The sequence below is a fragment of the Atlantibacter subterraneus genome (assembly GCF_007570865.1).
Lineage (GTDB): Bacteria > Pseudomonadota > Gammaproteobacteria > Enterobacterales > Enterobacteriaceae > Atlantibacter > Atlantibacter subterraneus.
The window spans coordinates 60712-86277 of record NZ_VLPS01000001.1 but is presented as its reverse complement, the minus strand read 5'-3'; the positions used below and the strand labels follow the sequence as shown (position 1 = coordinate 86277).

Below are 25566 nucleotides of genomic sequence, written 5' to 3'. Positions count from 1 at the left end.
CCGGTTTTTTTCTACCTGAACGTCTGGTCGCTGCAATTACTCTTTATGAGCAATGCGTTCGCCAGTCGCGTCGTTGGCAGCAGTGGTTTTCGCCGCGTTTTCATCATCATTCATGGCTTTTTTGAAGCCTTTGATGGCTGCACCCAGGTCACCGCCCAGCGTACGTAACTTTTTGGTTCCAAACAGCAGAACCACCAGTGCGGCAACTACCAGCAGTTTGGTAATACTAATCTCACCCATACTTACCTTCTTAATAAACAGGCGCCGGAATGGCAGCCGAAAAGCCAGACTCAATTAACGGTTATTTGAGCCGGACGTACAATAGCAATCTGTAACAAGGTGAATCAAGCTCTGCTTAAAAAAACGTCACAATAATGTCGGTGGCGCGAAGCGGCGATGCTTCAGGACCGGTAGTTTATTGCGCGCTTCTGTTAAACGTTCTGCCGTCACGTCCGTTACAATCAGCGCCGGGCTTTCCGCCGCGGCGGCGATGGTCACGCCAAGCGGATCGATAACCCGGCTTTGACCAATATTCTTGTTGCCGCACTCTCCGGCGGCAACCACATAGCAGGTACTGTCCAGGGCACGGGCGGCCAGCAGCGTCGACCAGTGGTGCTCTTTTAGCGAGCCGCGCACCCATGCGGTTGGCAGCACTAACACCTCTGCGCCAGCAAGCGCCAGGCTGATAGCCATTTCCGGGAAGCGCAGATCGTAGCAGGTCATCATACCAACCTTCATGCCTGCTACCTCCACCAGCGGCCCCACCGTCGCCCCTGCGTCCACCAGACGCGATTCCTGCATCGAGAACGCATCATACAGATGAATCTTTTGGTAAACCGCGACGATCTCTCCATTTCGTAAGGCGACCTGAGTATTCGCCGCCCGCCCGGCGGTTGTCGGCACATGGATGGTGAGAAACGTGATCATTTCGCTGCCAAGGCTCGCCTGACACAGCGCGCTAACGAACGTCCCTTCCAGCGCCTGGGCGGAATTAACCGACATATCCGGATCGTTGTCATCCCGCGCCAGCAGCGCTTCCGGCAGCACCAGCAGATCCACGCCCGCCGCCTGCGCCTGACGCATATAGTCGATGCAAATCCCGACATTTTTAACACTGTCGGAAGTGACCGCAAACTGCCCTGCCGCTACTTTCATTGCGCGCTCCTGGAGGGTTAGCGTGATTGCTCTCACAATCATAGCCATAAGTATGCCGTCAGCGGTACACTCTTTGCTTTGATCCAAACGATACAAGGCATTCATGTGATTAATATTGCCATTGCAGTTTTTCTTGGCGGCGGGTTGGGCAGCCTTACCCGTTGGTTACTCAGTTTACGCCTCAACCCCCTGCATCACGCGATCCCCATCGGCACGCTGACGGCGAACCTGATTGGTGCCTTTGTTATCGGCGCGGGCCTCGCCTGGTTCAACCGCATGAGCCATATCGATCCGATGTGGAAATTGTTGATCACCACCGGCTTTTGCGGCGGATTAACCACCTTTTCCACTTTTTCAGCCGAAGTGGTGTTTTTGCTCCAGGATGGGCGATTTGGCTGGGCGGCGTTGAACGTGGTGGTGAACCTGTTGGGGTCATTTATGATGACCTCGCTCGCATTTTGGTTATTTTCTCAACTTAGCGCCCGCTAACGCTGCCGTCTTAATATTGGCTTAATCTTTCCCTGCAACGATGGCGCTAAAGCCCGTTGTGAGGAAATGTGATGAGAGAGTATCTACAAAGCGGTAGCGCGCTGCTGTTTACAGCGTTAGTGGTGGCGAGCTTTCTGAAGATTTATCTGTTTTACTGATTGGCCAAACCGGACGCAAAAAAAAACCCGCACTTAAGCGGGTTTTGAATTCTTGCTGAACGCCGAATCAGATAGCGATTACGTTAGCAGCAGAAGGGCCTTTGGCACCGTTAGTGATTTCGAACTCTACACGCTGACCTTCAGCCAGAGTTTTGAAACCATTGCTCTGGATCGCAGAGAAGTGTACGAACACGTCTTTGCTGCCGTCTTCCGGAGTAATGAAACCGAATCCTTTGGACTCATTAAACCACTTAACGTTACCTTTAATCTTAGACATCAAAATTACCTTTACATGAAAAAACGACACAAATGCTGTGTCGGGCATCAGTACAACAATTGTGGTGACATTTGTCCAGTCGAAGTTTAATAAAAAGTGATAAAAGTCGCGTTCTTTTCATCAGAAAGAGGTAGAACCACGATTTATCCCTTAGTTTTCAACGTCCACATCACCTCTTTAAATATAGTCTTTTTTTGTACCTTTAGAACTGAAATCGCAACCAGGCAAAGTAAACATTCCCGTTACCGTAAGTGCCCGGGATATAGGTCATCTGGAAATTTGCCGGGCCATAGCCGATAGAGGCCATCGGCAGCAGCACCGGAACGGGAATGTAATGCCAGTTATCGCGTGCCGTCACACCGACGGTGTACCCCAGGCCCGCATGAAATTTATCGTCTTCGAGCGGTCGCCAGGTGGCTTCCCAGCCGTAACCGGCAATCGGTTCCCACTTGTTAAACGAATCTTTAAACGCCATCACGTATAAACTGTGCCAGTTGCCTTTCTCATCCCAACGCGACTGGCCAAATCCCGCTCCCCAGGGGCGCTCATTATAGGATTTCGCTTTGTCATGATCGTAGGCGTAGCGAGCATGCCAGGTGATCACCGGCACATACAAATCGTAATGCTGCGGATTGTCCCAGGTTTCGACCACGTTATCGCGCAGCGTGGTATACCCCGCGTCGATATGGTCGAGTAATTTGGCCGCCGTCGCCGTGTTGCTGACCAACGGGGCCAGAAAGATAAAAATAACACCAAGTTTTTGAAATACCGTCACGTCATAAATACCCTTTTTTAAACTTTTTAAAGTCTAATAAAGGATATTTTAATCAACCCTAAACGGTCTCTCGGGTATTTCCTGAAAGATCATCAACGCGCCGGGAATATTCAGATAATTCTCAACATTCCCGGCAAGCGCTATTTCCGCGGCGCAGTAGCCCTGGGTTTTTTGATTAACAGATACAGCGCCGGGATCACCAGCATCGACAGCAGCGGTGCGGTGATCATGCCGCCAATCATCGGCGCGGCGATGCGGCTCATCACCTCCGAACCGCTGCCGCTTCCCCACATAATCGGCATTAAACCGGCCATGATGGTCGCCACCGTCATGACTTTCGGGCGCACGCGCAGCACCGCACCTTCATGAATGGCCTGCAACAGCTGCGGCGTTTGCTCGCCGCCGGGCTCAAGCCGCTTACGCTGCCACGCCTGATTTAAATACAGCACCATAATCACGCCGAATTCCGCCGCCACACCCGCCAGCGCAATAAAGCCCACCGCTCCCGCCACCGAGAGATGATAATCCAGCAGCCACAGCAGCCAGACCCCGCCAATTAAGGCAAACGGCAGCGTACCCATTATTAACAGCGCGTCGCTGAAGCGCTGGAAGGTGATATACAGCAGAATGAAAATAATCAGCAGGGTAAACGGCAGCACGATTTTCAACGTCGCGGTGGCGCGTTCCAGATATTCAAACTGCCCCGACCAGGAAAGCGTAACCCCCTGAGGCAGCGTGACATTCGCCGCGACGATTTGCTGCATTTCCTCTACAGCGGATTTTAAATCCCGCCCGCGCAGGTCAACGTAAATCCAGTTCGACAGGCGCGCGTTTTCGCTTTTCAGCATCGGCGGCCCGTCGGCGACGGTGATGTCCGCCAGTTCCGACAGCGAAACCTGGCTGCCGCTGGCAGTGATGACCGGCAAGGCCCGCAGTTTCTGGATATTGTCGCGCCATTCGCGGGGATAGCGCACGTTAATCGGGTAACGCTCGCGTCCTTCGATGGTTTCGCCGATATTCTGTCCGCCCACCAGCGTGGCGACCATCGACTGCAACTCACTGACCGAAACGCCATAGCGCGCCGCTTTGCGCCGGTCGATGACGATATCCACATAGCGCCCGCCCTCCAGCCGCTCCGCCAGCGCCGACGTCACGCCCGGCACCGACTTCACCAGCTGTTCGATTTCACCGGCCACCCGTTCGATGTCCTCAATCCGGCTGCCGTTGACCTTAATCCCCACCGGGCTTTTAATGCCGGTCGCCAGCATATCAAGCCGGTTGCGGATCGGCGGCACCCAGACGTTAGCAATGCCCGGCACCTTCACCCGCGCGTCCAGCTCTTCCACCAGTTTGTCCATGGTCATGCCAGGCCGCCACTGATCGTGCGGTTTAAAGCGGATGGTGGTTTCCAGCATGGTGAGCGGCGCAGGATCGGTGGCGGTTTCGGCGCGTCCGGCTTTACCAAACACGCTTTCCACTTCCGGTACGGTTTTGATTAACCGGTCGGTTTGCTGGAGCAGCTTCGCCGCCTCGCGCGCCGAAATACCCGGCAGCGTCGAGGGCATATACAGCAGATCCCCTTCATCAAGCGGCGGCATAAACTCGCTGCCGAGGCGGCTCAGCGGCCACAGCGTCGCCACCAGCAGGATCAACGCCAGCGCCACCGTGGTTTTCGGCCAGTTCAGCACCTTATCCAGCAGCGGCTCGTAGGCGCGGATCAGCCAGCGGTTGAGCGGGTTATCCTGCTCGGCGGGAATGCGCCCGCGAATAAACGCCCCCATCAGCACCGGGATCAGCGTGATGCCCAACCCGGCAGAGACCGCCATCGCCCAGGTTTTGGTAAACGCCAGCGGCGAGAACATCCGTCCCTCCTGGGCTTCCAGCGCGAACACCGGGATAAACGACAGGGTGATGATCAACAGGCTGCAAAACAGCGCTGGCCCCACTTCCACCGCCGCCTGTTCGGCAATTTTCCAGTACTCCGCGCCGCTGGGGTTTTTGCCGTCGCGATCGTGCCGCCACTGCTCCAGCACCTTGTGCATATTTTCGATCATCACGATCGCCGCATCCACCATGGCACCGATAGCGATGGCGATCCCGCCCAGCGACATAATATTGGCGTTGATCCCCTGATAATGCATGATGATAAACGCGCCCAGAATCCCCAGCGGCAGCGAGATAATCGCCACCAGCGCCGAGCGGAAGTGGAACAGAAACAGCACGCAGACCAGCGCCACCACCACAAACTCTTCAATCAGCTTATGGGTGAGGTTTTCAATAGCGTGCTCGATCAGGTTTGAACGATCGTACACCGGTACGATCTCCACGCCTGCGGGCAGGGTGCGCTGGATCTGGTTGAGTTTGGCTTTCACGGCGTTGATGGTTTCCAGCGCGTTTTTACCGTAGCGCATCACGATAATCCCGCCGGTCACCTCCCCTTCCCCGTTGTATTCCGCCACGCCGCGCCGGATTTCCGGCCCGAGGCGCACCGTCGCCACATCGGACAGCAGCACCGGCACGCCGTTGCGGTTAGCGATAACCACGTTGCGGAAATCCTCCAGGCTGGCGAGATAGCCGGTGGTGCGCACCATATACTCCGCTTCGCCCATCTCCAGCAGTGAACCGCCGCTCTCCTGGTTGGCCTGGCCGACCGCGTCCACCACCTGTTGATGGGTGATATTCAGCGCCCGCAGCCGCTCCGGCTGCAGCAGGATTTGGTACTGGCGCACCATGCCGCCGACGCTCGCCACCTCCGCCACGTTGGGCACCGTTTTCAGTTCAAACTTCAGCGTCCAGTCCTGCAAGGCCCGCAGCTCCGCCAGGCTGTGTTTGCCCGAGCGGTCGATCAGCGCGTATTCGTAGACCCAGCCTACACCGGTAGCATCCGGCCCCAGCGACGCTTTCGCTTCCGCAGGCAGTTGCGACTGCACCTGGCTTAAATACTCCAGCACCCTGGAACGCGCCCAGTACGGGTCGGTGCCGTCTTCGAACAGGATATAGACGTAGGTTTCGCCAAACATGGAAAACCCGCGCACGGTTTTCGCGCCGGGCACCGACAGCATGGTGGTGGTGAGCGGATACGTCACCTGATCCTCAACCACCTGCGGCGCTTTGCCGGGATAGGCAACGCGCACAATCACCTGCACGTCCGACAGGTCCGGTAGCGCATCCACCGGGGCGCGCATCAGCGCCCAGATGCCCCACGCCGCCATCATCAGCGCGGCAATCAGCACCAGGAAGCGGTTTTTCAACGAGCCTCGAATAATGGCGGCAATCATTGGGCACCTTCCTTAAACGGTGCCAGATGGGTAATGACCGCGCCGTCGTCATTCATGGTGAAAGAAAACTGCACCTTATCCCCCGGCCTGACGTCGGGCTGCGCGGTTTTCAGGGCGAAGTCCATGGTCATCGCGCCCCATTTCAGCGCCGGGATCGGGCCGTGGGACAGCGTTATGCTGTTGTTTTCCAGCGCTTCCACCACGCCGGTACCCTGATACTCGGTTTTTATCGTCCCGCCCGGCAGCGCGCTGCGCAGGCTGGCTTCCGAGTCGATCAGGAATTGCCCGGAAGTTACCACCTTCATGCCCTCATCCAGCCCGGACGTTATCTCTACCCAGCCGTCGCCGCGTATGCCGGTTTTCACGTTCACCGCCCGGAAGAAGCCGTCTTCTTCCGCCACCAGCACCCGGTTGGCGCTGCCGGTTTCAATTAACGACTCTTCCGGAATTGCCAGGCGCGGCGTGCCAGCCTCTTGCGCGTCCCGGTTGATCGCCAGATACATACCCGGCCTGAGCTTCTGGTCAGGGTTGGCGATGACGATGCGCGCCTGAAGGGTGCGGGTAGTGCTCTCCAGCGCGGGCAGCAATTCGCTGACTTTGCCGTTGAACGCTTCGCCGGGATAGCTTTCGGTGGTTGCCGTGACCGTCGCGCCCTGGCGCAGCGCCTGGGCTTGGGATTGCGGGTAATCCACTACTACCCATACCGGGTCGAGGCTCGCCAGCTCAAACAGCGGCGCTGTCGCGCTGACCTGCGCCCCGGCGCGGGTCTCCAGCTTCGCCACATAGCCGTCGCGCCCGGCGCGCAGCACCAGACGGGTTTGCGGTTTCCCGCTGCGCTCCACGCGGCGAATAATCTCTTCCGGCATAAACTGCAACGCCAGCCGCTCGCGCGCGGCGGCAGTTAATGCGCTATCCCCCAGCAAACGCACCGCGAGGTACTCCTGCTGGGCAGCGGTCCATTCCGGGATCCACAGCTGCGCCAGCGGTTCGCCCTTTTTCACCGCCTGTAGTGGCGCACGCACGTAAAGTTTTTCCACCACGCCCGATGCCGGGGCCGGAATGATTTCGCTGCTGCGCTCATCGTTCTGCACCGTGGCGTAAGCAGTAAACGGGGCAACCAACTCGCGCCTCTCCGCTCTGGCGGTGCGGATGCCGAGATTCTGCTGCTGGCGGGGGCTGATCGACACACCCGCCTGGTCAGCTGCTTCATCGGCGTAGCGCGGCTGCAACTCCATATCCATAAACGGTGATTTGCCCGGCTTATCAAAGCGCTGGCCCGGCACCATCGGATCGTACCAGTAGAGCACTTTGCGCTCCGGCTGGTCAGTGGCGGTGGATGTCGCATGATGCTGTTGCCCCAGCCAGTAGCCGCCGGCCAGCGCCGCGCCGACCACCAGCGCGATAAGTGAGAGGGATTTACTGTTCATGGGTGGCTCCTTGCACCGTCAGATATCGGACGGCGGCCCAGCGCTGCGCCATCTCTTTTTCGGCATTAATTGCGCCAAGCTGTGCATCCAACAGGCCGCGCCGCGCCTCGAGCACCGCATCCAGCGATGCCTGCCCGGAACGGTATTCTGCATTGATCACTTTCAGGCGCTGTTGATTAAGCGGCACGATTTCCTGCTGCTTGCGGCTCCACAGGGTTTGCGCCGCCTGGTATTCCGCCACCAGACTGCGCACTAACGCCACCCGGTCGCGGGTCGCCTGCGCCAGCTGGTCGTTGGCCTCCATGGCCCGCGAGACATCGGCGGCATAGTCTTTATCCTGACGATGGGACTGGAACAGCGGCATATCCACGGTGAACATCACCCCGGCCAAATCACCATACTCCTCGGCGCGTCGGGCGTAATAAACCTCCACGCCGACGTCGGGCTTCGACGCCACCGCCGACTGCGCCGAGCGGGCTTTCGCCACGTCGGCTTCCCGGGCGGCCAGCACCACTTCCGGATGCGCAGCCACGCCCTGTTCGAGCACCTGCTCATCGGCGGGCAGCCGCTGATAGCGCGGCAGCGCCCCGGCGACGTTATCGATATTTTCACCGGTGAGTTGGTACAGGCGAGTTTGCGCCAGCCGGACGTCGCGCTCCGCCAGCGTCAGGTTATCGCGCAGGGCGGATAGTGTGGTTTGCAGCGCCAGCGCCCCGGACGCAGACGCCGAACCGCTGGCCACGCCGCTGCGCTGCACCGGGATCTGCTTTTCGGTTTCCTGTAATAGCTGCCGCGCCGCCGCGACGGCTTTTTCCGACAGCGCCAGATCCAGCCACGCCTGGGCGGTATCCCGCTGTAACTGCGCGCGGATCACCTGCGCCTGGGCGCTGGCGCTGGCCGACTGTGCCAGCAGCGTGTCGGCCTTGCGGTCACGTTTGTCGGCGCTCACATACTTCTGCATCACGCCAACGCGCTGCATGGTCATCCCTTCACGGGTAAAGCGATGGGCATTGCTGCCCTGCACCGGCAGGTTTTCGATACCAAATTTCAGTTCCGGATCGGGCAACTGGCGCGCGGAATCGGCCATCGCGCCAAAAGCGCGCACCTGGTTGCGGTTGGCGGAAAGCTGGGCGGAGTAGCGCTCCGCCAGGTCGAGGGTCTGCTCAAGACTCAGCGCCGCTGCCTGTGCGGCCGCGCTGGTCAGGACGAGCAAAACCCCGCCGAGCCAGAGGCTCAGGGTCGTTTGCTTCATAACGCCTCCGGTTATTGCGCAGGCGTGATGCGAACGAGCTGATAGCCACTGTCGGTCTGGGTGAAGGAGAATGCTACCTTCTCACCCGGCTGCACCGGCGTCTCCTGCCCGGCAGGACGGTCAAACGCCATGGTCATCGGCGGCCAGTTAAGCGCCCCGATAGCCTGGTGAGCAATAGTGATCTGGCGGTCGGTGATTTTTTTCACCACGCCTTCGCTTTGCCATACCGGCTGTTCGGCAGACATATTCATGGCGTGATGGTGATGGGCGGTGTCGTCCGCAGCGGAAAAGGCGGAAAAGGTGAACAGCAGCGCTGCAACCGGCAGCAGTCGTGAAATTAAAGCCATTGTAGTTACTCCAACAAAGTCGATAAAAAATTAACGCGTAAAAAACGGTTGACGATGTGGGAGTTATTCTCTGAACCGGCAAAACCGGATGGTTGCCGGCGGCCCTGCTGCGGGAGGGGTTAAAGACCAGTGGGTGTCGATGTGCTGAACGCACTGCGGTTCAATCACCGCCAGGGTATCCACCACCGGCAGCGCCACCAGATTAATTTGCGAACTCTCTTTTTGCATCACGTCAGGGACGCAGTGCTTTTCGCAAAGCGGAGACGCGGTAGAGTGCGATGGCGATGCGTCATGGCCCATCAGGTGATCCTGATGCTGAACGCTGACCACCTGGCCTTCAAGATCGAGCGGGCAACCGTGGGATGCCTGCGCCGTCTGGCCCGCCACCAGCAGAAAACCCAACGCCATCGCCAGCATCCAGAGATGCTGACGTAATACGCGTACTGTTTTCATCAGGGAGCGACGGTTCATGGTGGTCTTAATAAAGCCTGCAATGGGCCGAGTATAAGCGGTGAAAAATTTAGAAATAAAGCGGATTTTTAATGCTTTACATTTGGCACCATTAATTGTGAATTAAAAGTTAATCTGTATTTTTAATTTGTTATTAGCTGTCGCGGGAATTGTTTTTATTTGCCCATAATCACAACAACTTCCAAAAGCATGACAAACGTAGCCCACACAATCCATCACAATCCCTTGTAATCGCAGCATAAAAAACATCCGTTAACCACTTTCCTACATATAAATAGTTACTAGTTATTTGTTTCTTGATATTTGTCAGAAAACATTTATGGCTTATCCGCAAAATCCGCAACGATTGATCGTAGAAATCATTCACCTTCCATTTCGTTTATTCGACCAGTCGTGTTTTCACTGTCGAAATATGAGGGCTTTATGCTGACCTTTTTAGAACTTCTGATAGGACTGGTCGTCATTATTGGCGTCGCGCGCTATATCATTAAAGGCTATTCAGCCACCGGCGTGCTGTTTGTCGGCGGTCTGGCGCTGTTAATCGTTAGCGCCCTGATGGGCCATAAAGTGCTGCCGTCCAGCGCCACATCCACGGGCTACACCGCCACCGATATTTTTGAGTACATCAAAATCCTGCTGATGAGCCGTGGTGGCGATCTCGGCATGATGATCATGATGCTGTGCGGTTTTGCGGCCTACATGACCCATATCGGCGCTAACGATATGGTGGTTAAGCTGGCGTCCAAACCGCTACAATATATCAACTCCCCGTATATTCTGATGATTGCCGCCTACTTCGTGGCCTGCCTGATGTCGCTGGCGGTATCATCCGCCACCGGCCTTGGCGTACTGCTGATGGCGACGCTGTTCCCGGTAATGGTTAACGTCGGTATCAGCCGCGGCGCGGCAGCGGCGATTTGCGCCTCTCCGGCGGCGATTATCCTGTCACCGACCTCCGGCGACGTGGTGCTGGCAGCCCAGGCCGCAGAGATGCCGCTGATCGACTTCGCCTTCAAAACTACCCTGCCGATTTCCATCGCCGCTATTATCGCTATGGCGATTGCCCACTATTTCTGGCAGCGCTATCTGGATAATAAAGAGCAGGTCAGCCATGAAATGCTCGATGTCAGCGAAATCCAGACCACGGCCCCGTCGTTTTACGCCATCCTGCCGTTTACGCCGATTATCGGCGTGCTGATTTTCGACGGCAAATGGGGTCCGCAGCTGCATATCATCACCATTCTGGTGATCTGCATTGCGCTGGCGGCGGTGATTGAATTTGTGCGCGGCTTTAACACTCAGAAAGTCTATTCCGGTCTGGAAGTGGCGTATCGCGGCATGGCGGATGCGTTTGCCAACGTGGTGATGCTGCTGGTGGCTGCCGGGGTGTTCGCCCAGGGCCTGAGCACCATCGGCTTTATCCAGGGGCTGATCTCTATCGCCACCTCGTTTGGTTCGGCCAGTATTATCCTGATGCTGGTGCTGGTGATCCTCACCATGCTGGCAGCGATGACGACCGGCTCCGGCAACGCGCCGTTCTATGCGTTCGTCGAGATGATCCCGAAACTGGCGCACAGCTCCGGCATCAACCCCGCTTATCTGACGATTCCGATGTTGCAGGCTTCCAACCTGGGCCGTACCATCTCCCCGGTTTCCGGCGTGGTAGTGGCCGTGGCAGGGATGGCGAAAATCTCCCCGTTTGAAGTGGTAAAACGCACCTCCGTACCGGTGCTGGTGGGCCTGATTGTGGTGATTATCGCCACCGAAATTCTGGTGCCGTCGGCGGCGCTGCTGCCGTAACGCCGTTACCGGCTCGTCACAGTGAAAAAGCGCCGGTTCGGCGCTTTTTTTATGCTTTAATACCGTGACTAAATGAAATCAAAGAAACCATTAATGCTAAAAATGATGAACAGCGCAGCCGCCGCACTGGTTTGCAGCGTGCTGCTCTCACCTTTCGCCGCCGCGCAAACCACGCCGCTGGTGGCGCAACGCTATAGCGATTTTGATCGCTACGTGCTGGCGCTTTCCTGGCAGACCGGTTTTTGCCAGGAGCAGCACGACCGTAACCGCAATGAAACCGATGAATGCCGCCTGCAAAAAGAGCAGGACGATAAGCGCGCCTTTTTAACCGTGCACGGGCTGTGGCCAGGCCTGCCGAAGTCGATTTCCGCACGCGGCGTCGACGAAAAGCGCTGGATGCGCTTCGGCTGCGCTACCCGCCCGGTGCCGAATATGCCGGAAGCCCGGGTCGGGCAGAAATGCGCCGCCGCCGAAACCGGCCTGTCGCTGGAAGCCGCCGCCAAACTCAGTAGCGTAATGCCTGCCGCAGGCGGCACCTCCTGCCTGGAGCGTTATGAGTTCGCCAAACACGGCGTCTGCTTCGGCTTCGACCCGGATGCCTATTTCACCACTATGGTGCGCATGAACAGCGAAGTGAAACAGAGCCCGCTGGGCGCGTTTATTGCTGCCCACTATGGGGAAACCGTTTCGCGCAAAGCCTTTGATAACGCGGTAGCAGCGTCATTTGGCAAACAGAACGTGCGGGCCTTTAAGCTGATATGCAGCGGCAATCCGGCTTATCTTACCGAGATGCAGATTTCGCTGAACGCCGCCGCCATCAATGCGCCGCTCAGCCCCGCCTCGTTTAGCGCCCAACCCCATCCCGGCAACTGCGGCAAGCAGTTCCGCCTGGATGAAGTCGGGTATTAAGGTCAGGGTTGGCGTTAACGACCAATAAATTCCAGTAAGTCCTGGTTGATCTGCTGCTTATGGGTAGTGCAGATACCGTGCGAACCCCCTTTGTAAACCTTCAGCGTGGCGTCAGGCAGTATCTCTGCCGCCACTTTGCCGCAGGTTTCGAAGGGAACAATCTGATCGTCGTCGCCGTGGATCACCAGCGTCGGCACCGTCATTTTGCGCAAATCTTCCCGCAAATCAGTTTCTGAAAACGCTTTAATACAGTCATAAAGCGCCTTAATCGACCCCTGCATGCCCTGACGAACAAAGCTATTGCGCACCTCTTCCGACGGCTGCGCGCCGTCGCGGTTGTAGCCGTAAAACGCCAGCGTCAGCTCTTTAAAAAACGCGGCGCGATCGTTGATGACGCCGTCGCGAATGCCGTCAAACACCGACTTCGGTACGCCATTCGGATTAAAATCGGTATTGATCATAATCGGCGTCACTGCGCCGATTAATACCGCTTTGGCTACACGCGCGGTGCCGTGCCGTCCGATGTAACGCGCCACTTCGCCACCGCCGGTAGAGTGCCCGACGTGGATTGCGTCCTGCAAATCGAGATGCGCCGTCAGTTCCGCTAAGTCATCGGCATAGCGATCCATATTGTGCCCCTCCCAGGGCTGGGAAGAGCGTCCATGGCCGCGCCGGTCGTGGGCGATCACGCGGTAGCCCTGCTGCCCTAAAAACAGCATCTGATCTTCAAACGCATCCGCCGTCAGCGGCCAGCCGTGGCTGAATACGATCGGCTGCCCCGATCCCCAGTCTTTGAAGTAAAGATAACTGCCGTCGCTTAGCGTGATTTTATCAATATCGCTCATGGGAACTCCTCAGGGGTTGTGGTGACTGGCCAGACAAACTCCTTAAGAATAGCTACCCGCTGACAGGGCGAGGCCGTTAAAAACACTTTTCACGGGCAGCGCTGCGGCAGGTTTCCCGATGAGGTCTAAAATCAATATGTTGGATCGGTTTCAGGCTGCTTTGCGAATGAAAACGATGAATTGCATTTATTACAGATGTTTGATGCCGCTCTCAAAATGTTAATAAACACGCCGGAGTTATTTACATCCCTACCGATGTTACCAGTATCATGTTACCGGTATCAGTGAGGAACACGGCGCTCATCCTGCCTTCTCCCTGAATTGAATGCAGAGGAAATTGATGATGACAGAAATGACATACGCATACGGCGCGGGAACGCTGCTTGGTATCGCCGCAGGGGCCGTTGCGCTGCTGCTGGTGTTGATCATGCGCTTTCGCGTGCACGCCTTTTTGGCCCTGACGGTGGTGAGCATTGTGGTCGCACTGGTCACCAAAGTCCCGTTCGACAAAATTGTCCCTACCATTCTGAGCGGCTTCGGCAGCACCCTGGCGGGCGTCGCCCTGCTGGTTGGTCTGGGCGCGATGATTGGACGTTTGCTGGAAGTCTCCGGCGGCGCGAAAGTGCTGGCGGATACCCTGATTAATAAATTTGGCTCCCACCGCGCGCCGTTTGCGCTGGGTATCGCTTCACTGCTGTTCGGCTTCCCGATTTTCTTCGACGCCGGTCTGGTGGTGATGCTGCCGATTATCTTTAGCGTGGCAAAACAGTTTGGCGGCTCGACCCTGAAATACGCCCTGCCTGCGGCAGGCGCATTCGCGGTAATGCATGCCCTGGTTCCGCCGCATCCGGGCCCGGTTGCCGCGAGCGAGCTGCTCGGTGCCAACATCGGCCTGCTGGTGCTGCTGGGTCTGATTATCGCGATTCCGACCTGGTACTTCGGTGCCTATCTGTTTGGCCTGTACGCCGGTAAAAAATTCGACGTCAAACTGCCTAAATCTTTCCTGGGCGATGTGGAAGTCGATGCCAACCACCAGCCGCCTTCATTCGGCATGGTGCTGACCATCCTGCTGCTGCCGCTGGTACTGATTTTCCTTGATACCGGCCTGAACACCGCCAAAGTGCTGGGCTGGGTCAGCGGCGACAATACCGTGGTGAACTTCCTGCGCATGCTGGGTAAAACGCCGGTAGCGCTGCTGATCACCGTGTTCTTCGCGCTGGCGGTATTCAGCAAGAACCACACTCGTCAGCATCTGGAAAAAATCTGTGAAGGCGCGCTGGGCCCGATCTGCGGCATCATCCTGGTGACCGGCGCGGGCGGCATGTTCGGTGGCGTACTGCGCGCCAGCGGCATCGGCGACGCGCTGGCTGGCGTGCTGGCGGATACCGGCTTGCCGATTATCGTGGCGGCGTTCGTTATCTCTACCGCACTGCGCGTGGCGCAGGGTTCCGCCACCGTGGCGCTGACCACCACCGCCGCGCTGATTGCGCCGATGGTGCAGGCAACGCCGGGTCTGAGCCAGTTTGACCTGTGTTTTATCGTTATCGCCATCGCGGGCGGCGCAACGGTGCTGTCACACGTGAACGATTCCGGCTTCTGGCTGGTGGGTCGCTTCCTGGAAATGGACGAGAAAACCACGCTGAAAACCTGGACCGTGATGGAAACCCTGCTGGGCACCATCGCCTTCCTGCTGGCTGCCGTGGGCAGTATGATCCTGTAAGCCTGAATTCGTGAGATATATCACTTCATTAGTTCGGCCTGGATAAGTATCATCCCCTTAGTTAACCCTCATCGCTTTTGACGGTGAGGGTTTTTCTTTGGAAAAATTCGTGCCGCGCGATATGGCGCGCCAATGACATGGAGTAAACGATGTCCAGACCTGCCATTATTATTAATGACCTTGATGCCGAACGCATCGACCGCCTGCTGGAGCAACCGGCGTTCGCCAGTTTGCCGGTAGCCGACGCGTTGAATGAGGAGTTGGATCGCGCGCAAATGTGCCGCCCGGAGGAGATGCCTGCCGATGTGGTGACCATGAACAGCAAAGTGCGTTTTCGCGATTTGGCGACCAACGAAGAGTACATCCGCACGCTGGTCTATCCGAACCAGGTGCGCGACAGCGCGGAAGAGCTGTCAGTAATGGCCCCGGTGGGCGCGGCGCTGTTGGGCTTGCGCGTCGGCAATGCCATCCACTGGACGCTGCCCAACGGCAACGAGACGCACCTCGAAGTGCTGGAACTGCTGTATCAGCCGGAAGCGGCGGGCGAGTATCTTCGCTAATCCATTAAGAGGGCGCTCCGCGCCCTCTTTGATTATTGCTGGAGCGGAAACAACCGACGGTACAACGCCTGCATCTGCAACGCCTTTTCTGTTTCACCACGATATCGGGCAATCATCATCATACTGAGCCAGACGTTTTTATCGTTATGCCGTAGCGACCAGCGCTGCGCCTGCTGCATAAATCTGTCGAGTTCACTCTCATCCCGGGACTGGTTATAGCGTATCAACCGCGCCACCATCGCATCGAAATCAGCACGCTCAAACTGGCTGGCGAAGTACCAGGGCGCAGGCACCGGAAAACCGCTAAACCCATTTCTTTCCAGCGTAGTGAGTTGCCGGTTGGCATATAAACCGGTGACGCTGAACGCTAATAGCGCCATGCCGGATACGACGTAACCCACGCGCGACGGGTATAACGCCGCGCGCGTTTCCGGTTGCGCCATTTCAGCGCATCCCAGACGCAGCAATACAATAAACAACGCCAGATGAATAAATGACTGATAAAAAGGGTATTCCAGATTCAGGTGAACCAGCAGGGGGACGATCAGCATCGTATATCCCACCGCCAACCGGCTACGCCGCATAGCGCGGATCACCATAACCATCCAGCCGAAAAACAGGGTCATCACGCCAGTCACCGCCGTAATCCCGCCCTGAAACCAGGCGTAAATCAATTCATTATGCGGGTGGGTCACGATACTGGAATAGGTATAGGGCAGTTCGGGATGCGCCAGTACATAGCGACTGAACTGGTATTCAAATGTGCCGTAGCCCCAGCCGAACCAGGGCTTTTGCAGGATCATTTGCCAGCTGATGGTCAGAATATGCCAGCGCTCATGGGTGGAGGTACCGTACTCGCGCGCCAGTAAATACGGCTGGCCGTTAACCCATATCTGCACATGACGGGTGATATACCACCCCGCCGCCACGCAAAACGCCATCGCCGCTATAGCGATAACTATGCGGCGCGGACTTTTCCATCCTTGTATAACTATCAGGATCGCCACGATACTCCCTGCGCCGATGGCACCAGCCCGCGACTGACTTAACGTGAGGCAAAATGCCAGCAGCCCCAGTCCCGCGATCAAAACAGAGGTGTAGCGACGGCGGGCCTCCCGCATAAGTAACAAAAATCCGCATCCCAGCCCGGTCGCCAGAAAGCTGGCCAACAGATTAACCTGCTGGAAAATGCCGTAGGGACGCCCATGGTTGCGTAGCCAGTCAAACTCAAACCACCGCACCGCCAGGGCTGGGAAGAACACCTGAATAATACTGATTGCGCACTGGCAAATCGCCAGCACGAATATCGCTGATAAAATCCACTGCTTTTGTTGCGGCCCGAATGACTGAAGCAGCAGCCATAGCCACAGTATCAGCGCTGCCAACAATCCCCAGACGCCGGGGTTGCCTCTGGCCTGGATCAGCCATGGCAGCAGCAACAGCAGGCAACCGATAGTCACCAGAGGCTGGCGCTCAGCTCGCAGCGCGTGACTTTTTTTTATAAATGTCAGGGTAAGTAAGACTAAGCCTGACCAGCCAATAAGCAGTAAATTATAAGGTAACGCCACGCCTGAACCGCCTGAGCCTGGGATATACATCCCCATCAGACAGAGCGCGAGAAATAAAAAAAGAGATCGCATATTAACAACGTCTATTAAATGTTCGCTTTATTAACCTGAAAGATAACTGGCGAACCACAGACCGTTACCCTTTTATTCATCAAAGGCGGCGAGCCTTAATCCGCTTTACCTGTTTATCTGCCTGTAAGATCTTACTGATAAGACAGCACAAAGGTGCTGGTAGCGATAAAGTCCCCTGCCGTCAGTGACCTGGCTGCGATCTGCGACGGCAGAGCCTGGATATAAGCGTTGAAGTTAAGACTATTATTGCCGCTCGCCAGCGGAACCCAGGGCGCTGCTTTATTGATCGCCAACGGCGTGCCGTCCGCCAGTTCAAGGCCAAGCGCCACCCCTTTTGCCGTGCTGACGCTGTCCAGCGCCAGTAAATTGGTCAGCTCGCTGTCTGCAATGCCCTGAAAGGTGACATTTACACTGCCCGCGATTGCCGGGTTGCAGTTTTCCAGGTGGATAGTGAACGGCTGGCTTTTAGTGCGCTGATACTGGTAAAGGGATTTTTCAATCACCGTGCCGAAATCCAGAGTGATATCTTTATCGCTGTCCGGCAGAGTGCAGGAAATCGCGATTAACGTACCGGAAAAATGGACGTTATCCGCCGCCAGGGCGTGATGGCTACCGGCCAGACACAGCAAAGCCGCAGTACAGGAAACAAATTTTTTCATGGTTTCCTCTAAATATAATCAACGCGCAATGTCATTGACGCTTCAAACGTGCCTGCGCTTAGCACCGCGCCGAGGGATTGTACGGGCACCGCTTCTATCTTAGGCGGCGTGGTAGAATCGCTGACCGCGACACGCTGCGCGAAGGTCGCCGGTTGGCCGTCGACCAGGATACGAATGCCCAGGTCAGGTTTATCCGTCTGGATTGCCGAGCTGTCGAAAGAAGCCGGGCTGGCTGTGTCCACCACAACCGCCAGATTATACGGGGTGTAACCGGTAGTGCAGGTGATGCTGTAATTGACGTTTTGTTTATAGTTATTCCCGTCGATCTTCTCGACGCCGAGATCGTCGCCAAAGTCCACTTCTATGGTCTGGCCGTTGCTGATGGTACAGGGCGGCGCGACCAGCGTGCCGTGAAAAGTCATATTGACGTCCTGAGCGCTGGCGGCCTGAACTAAACCGCCCGTCGCCGCAACCAGTAAAGCGGTTAAGAAAGGTTTCATTGATATTCCACCCTCATGGTTGCGCTGGCGGTAAAGGCCCCGGTGGGCAGGCGCGCGCCCGGCTGCTGGGTCAGTATGGCTTTCAGCGCCGGTTTGGCGGCGGCAGAGGCAAAATTCAGATCGGTATTCAGCGGCAACGCCGTGCCGTTAGCGGTAATTTTGATACCCATTTCGTTAATATCGGTCTGAAGCAGATCGTTATCAAAGCTGGCCGGAGTACCGAGAATTTTCATTTTCAGGCCATAGTTGTCGTAGGTACAGGTCAGCGTGTAATCAATGGATTTTTCCACTGTTCCGGCGGCGACATCGGTGACGGCGACCGCGCTGCCAAAATCTACGTCAATCGGGTTGCCATTGTTAAGATTGCAGGCCGGGAGAGAAATCGTCGCGTTGGTCAGAACCACCTGGACAACATTATGATTAAAATCATCTCTAACTTCGCCAACCAGACCCGTAGTTAACGCACCGCCATTTAAAATTTCGTCGGTTTTAATTAAATGAACAGTTGCAGCGCCAACCAACATACGCCCATGAGTAAATTGCCTTGGATTACCATCATTAGAATAAGGCCAGCCACCCGCAGTCACTACCTTTATCCCCACACCAGGTATATTAGTTGCAAATGTATAGCTAACGCTGGTTAACGTTGTCCATGGGGCAACCATCCAGTCAGTAATGGTTCCTGGATCATCATTACATTCGAGAGAACTATCATTTGGGTCTCCTTGCGTCATTGTTGCCAGATCATCCCCAACCCTGGCATTAGGAGGAACAATAATGTTTCCAAAATCATAATGATAAATCACTTGAGGAGGATCATCAGGGTCTATTAAACACGTCGCATTAGCAACGTTGTTACCGGCGACAAAAATTAACAGTATTCTCAGTAAAAAAATAAAAAAATGATTTTTCATTTTACGTTGCTCTTATCACCATTTATCTTCACTGATAAATCAGGCTGAAATTAATCACCGCATGGTACGGCCCGGCGACAAACGGCGCAGTGGTGCGCTCCGGCGTCAGCGTAAAGGTCACCTGGTTCTGGCCCGGGTTCAGCAGGAATGTGTCGCTGTAGCGCGATAACATCACGGTTTTACCCCGGCTGTCGCGAATACGCAGCCCAATGCCCGATGCCCCGGTCACTTTTACCAGGTCCGGATTGTTGTCATCGGCTTTCGCTATAAAGCGCGCTTTGTATGGTGGTTGTATGGTGCTGATGGTTTCGGTCATCGGCGTGATATTGGTGCTCCAGTTGCCCAGTTCAGGACAGTCGCGCAGGTAAACAGTGACCGTCACCGGACGCGCGGGCTTCCCTACCAGATTGACTTCAGCCCGCGACGTAGAACCCATGTCCACCTCCTGCCACGCCGAATCCATCTCCATCCGGCAGGTGTTTTCCCTCAGGTCGCCGTAAACATACAGCTGCCCGGTATCCACCAGCGGCTTATCATCCGCCGCTGCCTGGCCTGCCAGCATCAGCAGGCCGGTCACTGCGAGTTGTTTCATCCCGTTCACTGCGCGTCTCCTTGCATACGGTGTTATTTTTTGTCCTGAACGCGTTTCCCGTTACAGGTGGTGCCGCCACAGCTGAACTGAATTTGCGGACGGCCGCCGTAATCATTCACGTAGGTCAGGACGGGCGTATTGCCGAACGCGGCGGCGGACGCCTCAATGGTTGCGCTGTCTTTCGGGCTGACCATTACCGGATTAAAGCCCACCGGTTTGCCTTTTACCGAGGGCGCGCCTTCTACGATGGTCAGGAAGTACGGGGTCGGGTTACTGACCACAAACCGGTCGCCCTGACGTGTAAGGGTCACTTTCTCTACCCAGTCCCCTTCCGCCGCCTGCGTGTTATCCAGACGGATGGCCGCCGGACGGTAGAACAACTTAATGCGCGTCTGTAACGCAATCTGTAGCGTATTGGGTTTGGTACTACGCGGCGGGATTTCACGCAGGTTGAAATAAAACAGGGTTTCGCGGTCCTGCGGCAGACTGTTAACGGCTGGCGTGGCCTGCACCTTTACCTGGCTTTTCGCCCCTGGCTCCACACGCTGAACCGGCGGCAGCACGGTAAGCGGGCTGGTAATTTTGTTGCCCTGGACATCCTCCAGCCAGCCCTGAGCCAGGTAAGGCAGACTTTTATTTTCATTACTGATATTCAGGCTTACCGATTTCTCTCCGCCGTTATACACCACGCGGGTACGGTCGAGAGCAATGGCGGCAGAAGCCTGCTGTGCGACGAAAGTCAGCACCAGCGCGCCAAGGATAGGTGGAGTTAACGTTTTCATCTTCATACTCATGGTTTGTCAGAGTTGTGCCGCGCCATGCTGGCACGGCAGTAATAAATTGCCGGTCTGGGTTTGCACCGCCAGGTTTTCTGGCAGAGTCACCTCGCACTGAACGTCTCCATCCCAGGATACCTTCAGGGCCGCGCCCGGCTTGAGGCCGCTTAGCCAGGCCTGACCATCGTCATTAACAATGCCCACCTCCTGGTTCTGCGCATTACTTACGCTGGCACCGAACGGGGGAAAGCTGCCGTCCGCCAGACGAATAACCGCCATTGCCTTCAGGCCAGTCACTACGTTGAATTTCCGATAGCCAATAGCCCCTTCTGTCAGCGTCGCCTGAACGACGGACGACGTCGATTCGGCATTGTCTGGCAGATTGTTAATATCGATACTCAGGCTGTTTTTGCTGTAGTTGTTAACTTCGGTGATCACAGCTTTGCCAAAACGGTTAGTTTTAGTGACGTTGCTGTAACCTCTGACCGGAATATTCGCCGCGTCGCCGGTGTCCAGCAGCATCCGGGTGCCGCCAGTGGTATTGGAACGATGCAGCGCCGCGCCCTGTAGCGTCGCGGTCATCCCGCCGCGCAGCGACATGCCCGCCGAACTGTACTGACCGTGCTGATAATCGACGTTGCCCGTTACCTCAGCCATATCGCCGTAATGGTCGTAGTAGCCGCTGAGCGAACCGCCATCATCCGTGCCGCCCGCCGCTACGCGATAGTTGTCGCCGTTTTTCAGCCGGCCGTAATAGCTCAGGTTATGACTGTTATTGTCGCCGTTGTACGACGAGTTCAGGCCAAGGGTGCCGCTGTCACCCCACGGAATACTGAGCGACAGATACATTCCGTCGTCGTTCTCGCCGTTAAACTTGTTACGGTAGGCAGTCAGCGAGGCGTTGATGTTCTTCCATCGTCCAATATCGAAATAGCGCGACAGCGACAGGCTGTAACGGTCCTCCGTTGGGCTGTTCCAGTAGGTCTGGTGCGAGTAGTTGAGGTAAGCGCTGATGCCCAGCTTCTCGAACTGCTGGTTGAAGGTGATGGTGTACATCTCCTTGCTCTGCATGTAATCGCCGTAATCCGCCCGATAGCTCAGGTAATCGTTAAAGCTCATAAAATCTTTTTCTGAGAAACGATAACCCGCAAAGGTTACCTGGCTGCCGGTCTCATCAAAACGCTTCGAGTAGCTCACACGGTATGACTGGCCGTGCCGGTGCTCGCCCTCAAGTTTGGCATCCGAGCGGGTCACGTCGAAAGCCAGCGCGCCGAGCGCCATCAGGTCGCGGCCAACGCCCACCGCCAGCGCCAGATATTTCGAACTGGATACCATGCCGCCGTACAGCGACCAGCCGTTACTGATACCCCAGGAAAACTCTCCGGTGCCGAAGGTGTTGCCCTGGCTGTGGTGGTCGTAATCGGTGGGCTGGCCAGCGAAAAACTTGTAACGCACGGTGCCGGGACGGGTCAGGTACGGGATATTCGCAGTGTTGACTTTATATTCCTGCACCGAGCCATCCTGCTCCTGGACACGCACGTCCAGCGTCCCGGCCACTGCGCTATTCAGATCCTGGATAGCGAAAGGTCCCGCCGCCACCTGGCTCTCGTAAATTACCCGCCCCTGCTGGGAAATCGTCACCTTTGCGTTGGTCTTCGCCACCCCGGTCACTTCCGGCGCGTAGCCGCGCAGGTTAGGCGGCAGCATATTATCGTCTGAGACAAGGCTACCGCCGGTAAAGCGGAAGCTGTCGAACAGGTCTGAGTTAACGTAGTCCTCGCCAAGCGTCAGCTTTGCCTTTAGCGCGGGTAATGCCCGGTAAAGGTAGAAGCGACTCCAGTCCCATGACTTTTGCCCACTGCCGTTGTCATCGTCGCTGCTGTTCTGGTAATTGGTCTGCCAGTCGGCGCGGGCGCGCCATGGCCCAAAGTTAGCACCGAAGGTGCCGTTGCCGGACAGGGTATTGTCATCCCCGCCACTTCCGGTTTCGTTATGACGGCTCTGGGCATTGAGGTTATAGTCGGCCAGCAGGCCGGGGATACCGTTGTCCCACATTGACGGCGGTACCCAGTTATCCGTGATGTACTCCATATACGCCTGAGGCACGCTCACCGTCAGTACGTTCTCACCTGTATCCGGCGTCACCGTCACGCCTGGCAGCGCCGTGACGTCCAGGCATTCGCCGTTATGCCAGGGTGTCACTTTCTTCTGGTATGCTTCTTTAAAGCCGAATTTTTCAACCATATCCGGTGTAAAGCAGGGGACCGAAACGGTTTTATCCTTTTCGGAGGCATAAACCATAACGGTCTGCTCTTCCAGTTCATTTTGGTTAATTTTTATTTTAAAGGTATATTCACCCGGCATAATATAGCCACGACGCGAGAATCGGCTCAAATCGATATTCTGGCGATCTTTCACATCCAGAACGTCGGTATTAAATTGAATATCGTCGGCAACTGCCGGTGCGCGAATACCTGTAAATATACAGATAGCCAGTGCTGACAATTTAATTATTTTTGCTGTAGCGGCCCGGCGTTTTTTATTAATTATCATTAAACTCATTGCTGCCGTCCAATATTACGTCATCTTGCAAGTATTTCTGCTGAAATTAAAAGTATTCCACTTTGTATCTCAGTGTTGTTTGATAACTGCCCATTACTAAATTCCCGGCGCTGGCTTTGAGCCGCACCTGATAATTTAGTTTGATATCTCCGACAGCCACCTCACGGTAAGGAATGGCTTTGCCTGGCGTCACAATTTGGCCATTTTCATCAGTTAATTGCAGCGCCACGCCCCCTGCCCCGCTAACCCGAAACATGCCCTTGTTGTCCGCGCCATCAAAGGTAACGGTCAGATACTGCCACGGGGTTCCGTTACCGCCGCTGTCAAGTGTGCAACCGGTCAGTTGGATAGTGAAAGGCTGGGGTTCGCCTTCCCCAAAGCGCTTCATATGACTCCGGGTTTCTGTGCCCAGCCCTACTGCCTGCCAATGGTCGCCGGTGGCGATATCGCAAGCGCTGCTAAATATGACGCCATTCAGATTAACTCGCCCTTTCAGACCGTAGTCAGGTATTTCTGACGGGGTGGCGGAGTATGCTGTACAGGCCGTTGCGGCCAGAAAAAACACCAACAGGCGATAGATAAATTGCATCACAGGTGCCTCCCGTGAAAGCGGTAAACCAGCCCCACCTCGGGGAAGTGCGGGTTTACCAGCAGGGAAGAATTACTGATAGGCCAGGGTGAAATCAGTCACGGCAGTAAAGTCGCCCGGGACGATAGTTGCTGACGCGCCGTCACCTTGCAGGTAAGCGGAGAACAGCAGGGTGTTGTCACCATCTTGCAGCAACTGCGGCGCAGTCGCCGTACCCAGTTTGATCTGGTTGCTGCCGCCGTCGGTCAGAATAATACTGGCACCTTTAGCGGTACCGGTGATGCCCAGAGAGTCAGTGACCACACCCGCCGCGCCGGTAAAGGTCGTGGTCACGGTTTTCAGCGTTGAGGTGTCGCAGTTTTCCAGATCGATCTCAAAATTACGCGGCGTGGAAGTACCGGATTTGTTGTTGGCGGCCAGTTCCACGTTAGAGATTTGTCCAAGATTCACAGTCTGATCAACACTGTTCGGATTAATTGAGCATGGCGCATCGATAATGGAGCCCGTGAAGGTCACTTTTCCGTGGCCCTGGTCTTGGGCGTTTGCCGCGCCCGCAGCCAGAATTACACCCATAACTGAAGCAAGTACAACTTTTGTGAATTTCATTGCTATGTCCTTAAATTAAATGATTATTCCCGAACAAATAATTTACAGCGCAAATTAAAATTTTCTTAAAACCGCTTATTCAATATTAATTAACGCAGCGAGGGCTAGTTTAGTCAGCGGCCATTTCCATTCAACACCGGGTACAATCCATTTTTGGACAGTTTATCTTTTCAAAGACCGGAATCAGAATAACAAAATATTCATCAAATATATTAATCAGGTCATTTTTTGACTATTAAACCCTATTTACCCGGTAATAAATATTAAAAATATAAATACAATGAATTTAAAAAAAATTAATAATCTCAGCTTTTCCATCGTTCCACACAAAAAGTTAGGAATTGTTATTAAAGGAAAAAGTAACAGGACATGGGTCGTCGCCTGTGGTTAGTTCGTCTGCGCTTTTTTGATAACCACAACCCCACGTGCAGACGTGGGGTTGTAAAAAATGTCCCGCTTTACGGCAAGATCGCGTTAAAGCGGTAAACCCGCCCCACCTCGGGGAAGTGCGGGTTTACCAGCAGGGAAGGATTACTGATAGGACAGAGTAAAATCAGCCACGGCAGTAAAGTCGCCCGGGACGATAGTTGCAGATGCGCCGTTACCTTGCAGGAAAGCGGAGAACAGCAGCGTGTTGTCACCATCTTGCAGCAACTGCGGCGCAGTCGCCGTACCCAGTTTGATCTGGTTGCTGCCGCCGTCGGTCAGAATAATACTGGCACCTTTAGCGGTACCGGTGATGCCCAGAGAGTCTGGAACGACACCCGCCGCACCGGTAAAGGTCGTGGTCACCTTACTCAGCGTTGAGGTGTCGCAGTTTTCCAGATCGATTTCAAAGTTACGCGGCGTGGAAGTACCGGATTTATTGTTGGCGGCCAGCGCTACGTTAGAGATTTGTCCAAGATCCACTGTCTGATCAACGCTGTTCGGATTAATTGAGCATGGCGCATCAATAATGGAGCCCGTAAAGGTCACTTTTCCATGTCCCTCGTCTTTGGCATTTGCCGCGCCCGCAGCCAGAATTACACCCATAACTGAGGCAAGTACAACTTTTGTGAATTTCATTGATATGTCCTTAAATTAAATGATTATTCCCGAACAAATAATTTACAGCACAAATTAAATTTTCCTCAAAAGCCTATTAAAATATTAATTTATGCAGCCAGGGCTAGTTTAATCAGCGGCCATTTTCATACAATACTCGATACAATCCAATTTTGGACAGTTCGTCTTTTCAAAGACCGGAATCAGAATAACAAAATATT

General features: G+C 55.4%; 25 protein-coding genes. 5 read left to right on the top strand and 20 right to left on the bottom strand.

What is annotated here, in order from left to right; genetic code table 11:
- Positions 1–36: 36 nt before the first annotated feature.
- The gene (tatE, locus tag FND52_RS00375) at positions 37–240 is read right to left on the bottom strand and encodes a twin-arginine translocase subunit TatE (protein ID WP_002436071.1); all 204 of its coding nucleotides are present in this window, start codon (positions 238–240) and stop codon (positions 37–39) included.
- Between the two features lie 126 nt (positions 241–366).
- Complete coding sequence (locus tag FND52_RS00370; protein ID WP_144128976.1) at positions 367–1155, bottom strand: deaminated glutathione amidase; 789 nt, start codon at positions 1153–1155, stop codon at positions 367–369.
- A gap of 105 nt (positions 1156–1260) precedes the next feature.
- Here FND52_RS00370 and crcB point away from each other — a divergent pair, with 105 nt between their 5' ends.
- Positions 1261–1644: a fluoride efflux transporter CrcB gene (gene crcB / locus FND52_RS00365; RefSeq protein WP_144128975.1), complete on the top strand. Its 384-nt coding sequence runs from the start codon at positions 1261–1263 to the stop codon at positions 1642–1644.
- A 225-nt stretch (positions 1645–1869) separates the two neighbouring features.
- On the opposite strand, the gene cspE is transcribed toward crcB, so the two are convergent.
- From cspE to FND52_RS00330, 7 genes are all read right to left on the bottom strand, one after another.
- Entirely contained in the window at positions 1870–2079 is a 210-nt protein-coding gene (gene cspE / locus FND52_RS00360; RefSeq protein WP_002436076.1) for a transcription antiterminator/RNA stability regulator CspE, read from the bottom strand.
- Between the two features lie 202 nt (positions 2080–2281).
- Positions 2282–2815 (bottom strand): lipid IV(A) palmitoyltransferase PagP, encoded by a 534-nt coding sequence (gene pagP, locus FND52_RS00355; RefSeq protein WP_280114059.1) that lies wholly within the window; start codon positions 2813–2815, stop codon positions 2282–2284.
- 179 nt (positions 2816–2994) lie between these two features.
- Positions 2995–6132, bottom strand: a complete 3138-nt coding sequence (locus FND52_RS00350; RefSeq protein ID WP_144128973.1) for an efflux RND transporter permease subunit — start codon at positions 6130–6132, stop codon at positions 2995–2997.
- Positions 6129–7559, bottom strand: a complete 1431-nt coding sequence (locus FND52_RS00345) for an efflux RND transporter periplasmic adaptor subunit (protein ID WP_144128972.1) — start codon at positions 7557–7559, stop codon at positions 6129–6131. Before FND52_RS00345 ends, FND52_RS00350 begins: the two co-directional genes overlap by 4 nt.
- Complete coding sequence (locus tag FND52_RS00340; RefSeq protein ID WP_144128971.1) at positions 7549–8811, bottom strand: TolC family protein; 1263 nt, start codon at positions 8809–8811, stop codon at positions 7549–7551. The genes FND52_RS00345 and FND52_RS00340 overlap by 11 nt, the downstream gene beginning before the upstream one ends.
- An 11-nt stretch (positions 8812–8822) precedes the next feature.
- The gene (locus tag FND52_RS00335; protein WP_125294578.1) at positions 8823–9158 is read right to left on the bottom strand and encodes a copper-binding protein; all 336 of its coding nucleotides are present in this window, start codon (positions 9156–9158) and stop codon (positions 8823–8825) included.
- A 63-nt stretch (positions 9159–9221) separates the two neighbouring features.
- Complete coding sequence (locus FND52_RS00330) at positions 9222–9611, bottom strand: hypothetical protein (RefSeq protein WP_244290527.1); 390 nt, start codon at positions 9609–9611, stop codon at positions 9222–9224.
- 441 nt (positions 9612–10052) lie between these two features.
- Here FND52_RS00330 and dcuC point away from each other — a divergent pair, with 441 nt between their 5' ends.
- Together dcuC and rna are read left to right on the top strand one after the other, a co-directional pair.
- A complete protein-coding gene (dcuC, locus tag FND52_RS00325; RefSeq protein WP_125294579.1) occupies positions 10053–11429 on the top strand; it encodes an anaerobic C4-dicarboxylate transporter DcuC in 1377 nt (458 codons plus the stop codon).
- Positions 11430–11531: 102 nt separating this feature from the next.
- On the top strand, positions 11532–12338 hold the full coding sequence (rna, locus tag FND52_RS00320) for a ribonuclease I (RefSeq protein ID WP_425277902.1): 807 nt from the start codon (positions 11532–11534) through the stop codon (positions 12336–12338).
- A gap of 14 nt (positions 12339–12352) precedes the next feature.
- Here rna and FND52_RS00315 read toward each other — a convergent pair whose 3' ends face one another.
- On the bottom strand, positions 12353–13183 hold the full coding sequence (locus FND52_RS00315; RefSeq protein WP_144128969.1) for an alpha/beta fold hydrolase: 831 nt from the start codon (positions 13181–13183) through the stop codon (positions 12353–12355).
- Positions 13184–13526: 343 nt separating this feature from the next.
- Here FND52_RS00315 and FND52_RS00310 point away from each other — a divergent pair, with 343 nt between their 5' ends.
- Both FND52_RS00310 and rnk read left to right on the top strand, forming a co-directional pair.
- Positions 13527–14903, top strand: a complete 1377-nt coding sequence (locus FND52_RS00310; protein WP_125294582.1) for a GntP family permease — start codon at positions 13527–13529, stop codon at positions 14901–14903.
- 149 nt (positions 14904–15052) lie between these two features.
- Positions 15053–15463, top strand: coding sequence for a nucleoside diphosphate kinase regulator (gene rnk, locus FND52_RS00305; protein WP_125294583.1), 411 nt, complete (start codon positions 15053–15055; stop codon positions 15461–15463).
- Between the two features lie 32 nt (positions 15464–15495).
- On the opposite strand, the gene FND52_RS00300 is transcribed toward rnk, so the two are convergent.
- The 10 genes from FND52_RS00300 to FND52_RS00255 form a co-directional block, all read right to left on the bottom strand.
- Complete coding sequence (locus FND52_RS00300; RefSeq protein WP_244290526.1) at positions 15496–17031, bottom strand: PglL family O-oligosaccharyltransferase; 1536 nt, start codon at positions 17029–17031, stop codon at positions 15496–15498.
- Positions 17032–17234: 203 nt separating this feature from the next.
- Complete coding sequence (locus FND52_RS00295; RefSeq protein ID WP_144128967.1) at positions 17235–17762, bottom strand: fimbrial protein; 528 nt, start codon at positions 17760–17762, stop codon at positions 17235–17237.
- A gap of 8 nt (positions 17763–17770) precedes the next feature.
- Complete coding sequence (locus tag FND52_RS00290; protein ID WP_167509309.1) at positions 17771–18262, bottom strand: fimbrial protein; 492 nt, start codon at positions 18260–18262, stop codon at positions 17771–17773.
- Positions 18259–19176: a fimbrial protein gene (locus tag FND52_RS00285; protein WP_144128966.1), complete on the bottom strand. Its 918-nt coding sequence runs from the start codon at positions 19174–19176 to the stop codon at positions 18259–18261. The genes FND52_RS00290 and FND52_RS00285 overlap by 4 nt, the downstream gene beginning before the upstream one ends.
- 28 nt (positions 19177–19204) lie before the next feature.
- Positions 19205–19768 (bottom strand): fimbrial protein, encoded by a 564-nt coding sequence (locus FND52_RS00280; RefSeq protein WP_144128965.1) that lies wholly within the window; start codon positions 19766–19768, stop codon positions 19205–19207.
- Between the two features lie 32 nt (positions 19769–19800).
- The gene (locus tag FND52_RS00275) at positions 19801–20556 is read right to left on the bottom strand and encodes a fimbria/pilus periplasmic chaperone (RefSeq protein WP_376753046.1); all 756 of its coding nucleotides are present in this window, start codon (positions 20554–20556) and stop codon (positions 19801–19803) included.
- 12 nt (positions 20557–20568) lie between these two features.
- Entirely contained in the window at positions 20569–23106 is a 2538-nt protein-coding gene (locus FND52_RS00270) for an outer membrane usher protein (protein WP_425277898.1), read from the bottom strand.
- A gap of 46 nt (positions 23107–23152) precedes the next feature.
- Positions 23153–23695, bottom strand: coding sequence for a fimbrial protein (locus FND52_RS00265; RefSeq protein WP_341872480.1), 543 nt, complete (start codon positions 23693–23695; stop codon positions 23153–23155).
- A gap of 72 nt (positions 23696–23767) precedes the next feature.
- Positions 23768–24301 carry a fimbrial protein gene (locus FND52_RS00260; RefSeq protein ID WP_144128961.1) on the bottom strand — a complete coding sequence of 178 codons (534 nt, stop codon included), beginning with the start codon at positions 24299–24301 and terminating at the stop codon, positions 23768–23770.
- A 531-nt stretch (positions 24302–24832) separates the two neighbouring features.
- Positions 24833–25366 (bottom strand): fimbrial protein, encoded by a 534-nt coding sequence (locus FND52_RS00255; protein WP_144128960.1) that lies wholly within the window; start codon positions 25364–25366, stop codon positions 24833–24835.
- Between the last annotated feature and the right edge of the window lie 200 nt (positions 25367–25566).

Bases quoted from the DNA above. Each gene is read 5' to 3' on its own strand.
- tatE (WP_002436071.1), bottom strand. From the start codon at position 240: ATGGGTGAGATTAGTATTACCAAACTGCTGGTAGTTGCCGCACTGGTG.
- FND52_RS00340 (WP_144128971.1), bottom strand. From the start codon at position 8,811: ATGAAGCAAACGACCCTGAGCCTCTGGCTCGGCGGGGTTTTGCTCGTC.
- FND52_RS00275 (WP_376753046.1), bottom strand. From the start codon at position 20,556: ATGAAGATGAAAACGTTAACTCCACCTATCCTTGGCGCGCTGGTGCTG.
- FND52_RS00265 (WP_341872480.1), bottom strand. From the start codon at position 23,695: ATGCAATTTATCTATCGCCTGTTGGTGTTTTTTCTGGCCGCAACGGCC.
- cspE (WP_002436076.1), bottom strand. From the start codon at position 2,079: ATGTCTAAGATTAAAGGTAACGTTAAGTGGTTTAATGAGTCCAAAGGA.
- FND52_RS00285 (WP_144128966.1), bottom strand. From the start codon at position 19,176: ATGAAAAATCATTTTTTTATTTTTTTACTGAGAATACTGTTAATTTTT.
- FND52_RS00280 (WP_144128965.1), bottom strand. From the start codon at position 19,768: ATGAAACAACTCGCAGTGACCGGCCTGCTGATGCTGGCAGGCCAGGCA.
- FND52_RS00260 (WP_144128961.1), bottom strand. From the start codon at position 24,301: ATGAAATTCACAAAAGTTGTACTTGCTTCAGTTATGGGTGTAATTCTG.
- rna (WP_425277902.1), top strand. From the start codon at position 11,532: ATGATGAACAGCGCAGCCGCCGCACTGGTTTGCAGCGTGCTGCTCTCA.
- FND52_RS00345 (WP_144128972.1), bottom strand. From the start codon at position 7,559: ATGAACAGTAAATCCCTCTCACTTATCGCGCTGGTGGTCGGCGCGGCG.
- FND52_RS00315 (WP_144128969.1), bottom strand. From the start codon at position 13,183: ATGAGCGATATTGATAAAATCACGCTAAGCGACGGCAGTTATCTTTAC.
- FND52_RS00350 (WP_144128973.1), bottom strand. From the start codon at position 6,132: ATGATTGCCGCCATTATTCGAGGCTCGTTGAAAAACCGCTTCCTGGTG.
- FND52_RS00255 (WP_144128960.1), bottom strand. From the start codon at position 25,366: ATGAAATTCACAAAAGTTGTACTTGCCTCAGTTATGGGTGTAATTCTG.
- FND52_RS00370 (WP_144128976.1), bottom strand. From the start codon at position 1,155: ATGAAAGTAGCGGCAGGGCAGTTTGCGGTCACTTCCGACAGTGTTAAA.
- FND52_RS00270 (WP_425277898.1), bottom strand. From the start codon at position 23,106: ATGAGTTTAATGATAATTAATAAAAAACGCCGGGCCGCTACAGCAAAA.
- FND52_RS00330 (WP_244290527.1), bottom strand. From the start codon at position 9,611: ATGAAAACAGTACGCGTATTACGTCAGCATCTCTGGATGCTGGCGATG.
- rnk (WP_125294583.1), top strand. From the start codon at position 15,053: ATGTCCAGACCTGCCATTATTATTAATGACCTTGATGCCGAACGCATC.
- dcuC (WP_125294579.1), top strand. From the start codon at position 10,053: ATGCTGACCTTTTTAGAACTTCTGATAGGACTGGTCGTCATTATTGGC.
- FND52_RS00335 (WP_125294578.1), bottom strand. From the start codon at position 9,158: ATGGCTTTAATTTCACGACTGCTGCCGGTTGCAGCGCTGCTGTTCACC.
- FND52_RS00310 (WP_125294582.1), top strand. From the start codon at position 13,527: ATGACAGAAATGACATACGCATACGGCGCGGGAACGCTGCTTGGTATC.
- FND52_RS00295 (WP_144128967.1), bottom strand. From the start codon at position 17,762: ATGAAAAAATTTGTTTCCTGTACTGCGGCTTTGCTGTGTCTGGCCGGT.
- FND52_RS00290 (WP_167509309.1), bottom strand. From the start codon at position 18,262: ATGAAACCTTTCTTAACCGCTTTACTGGTTGCGGCGACGGGCGGTTTA.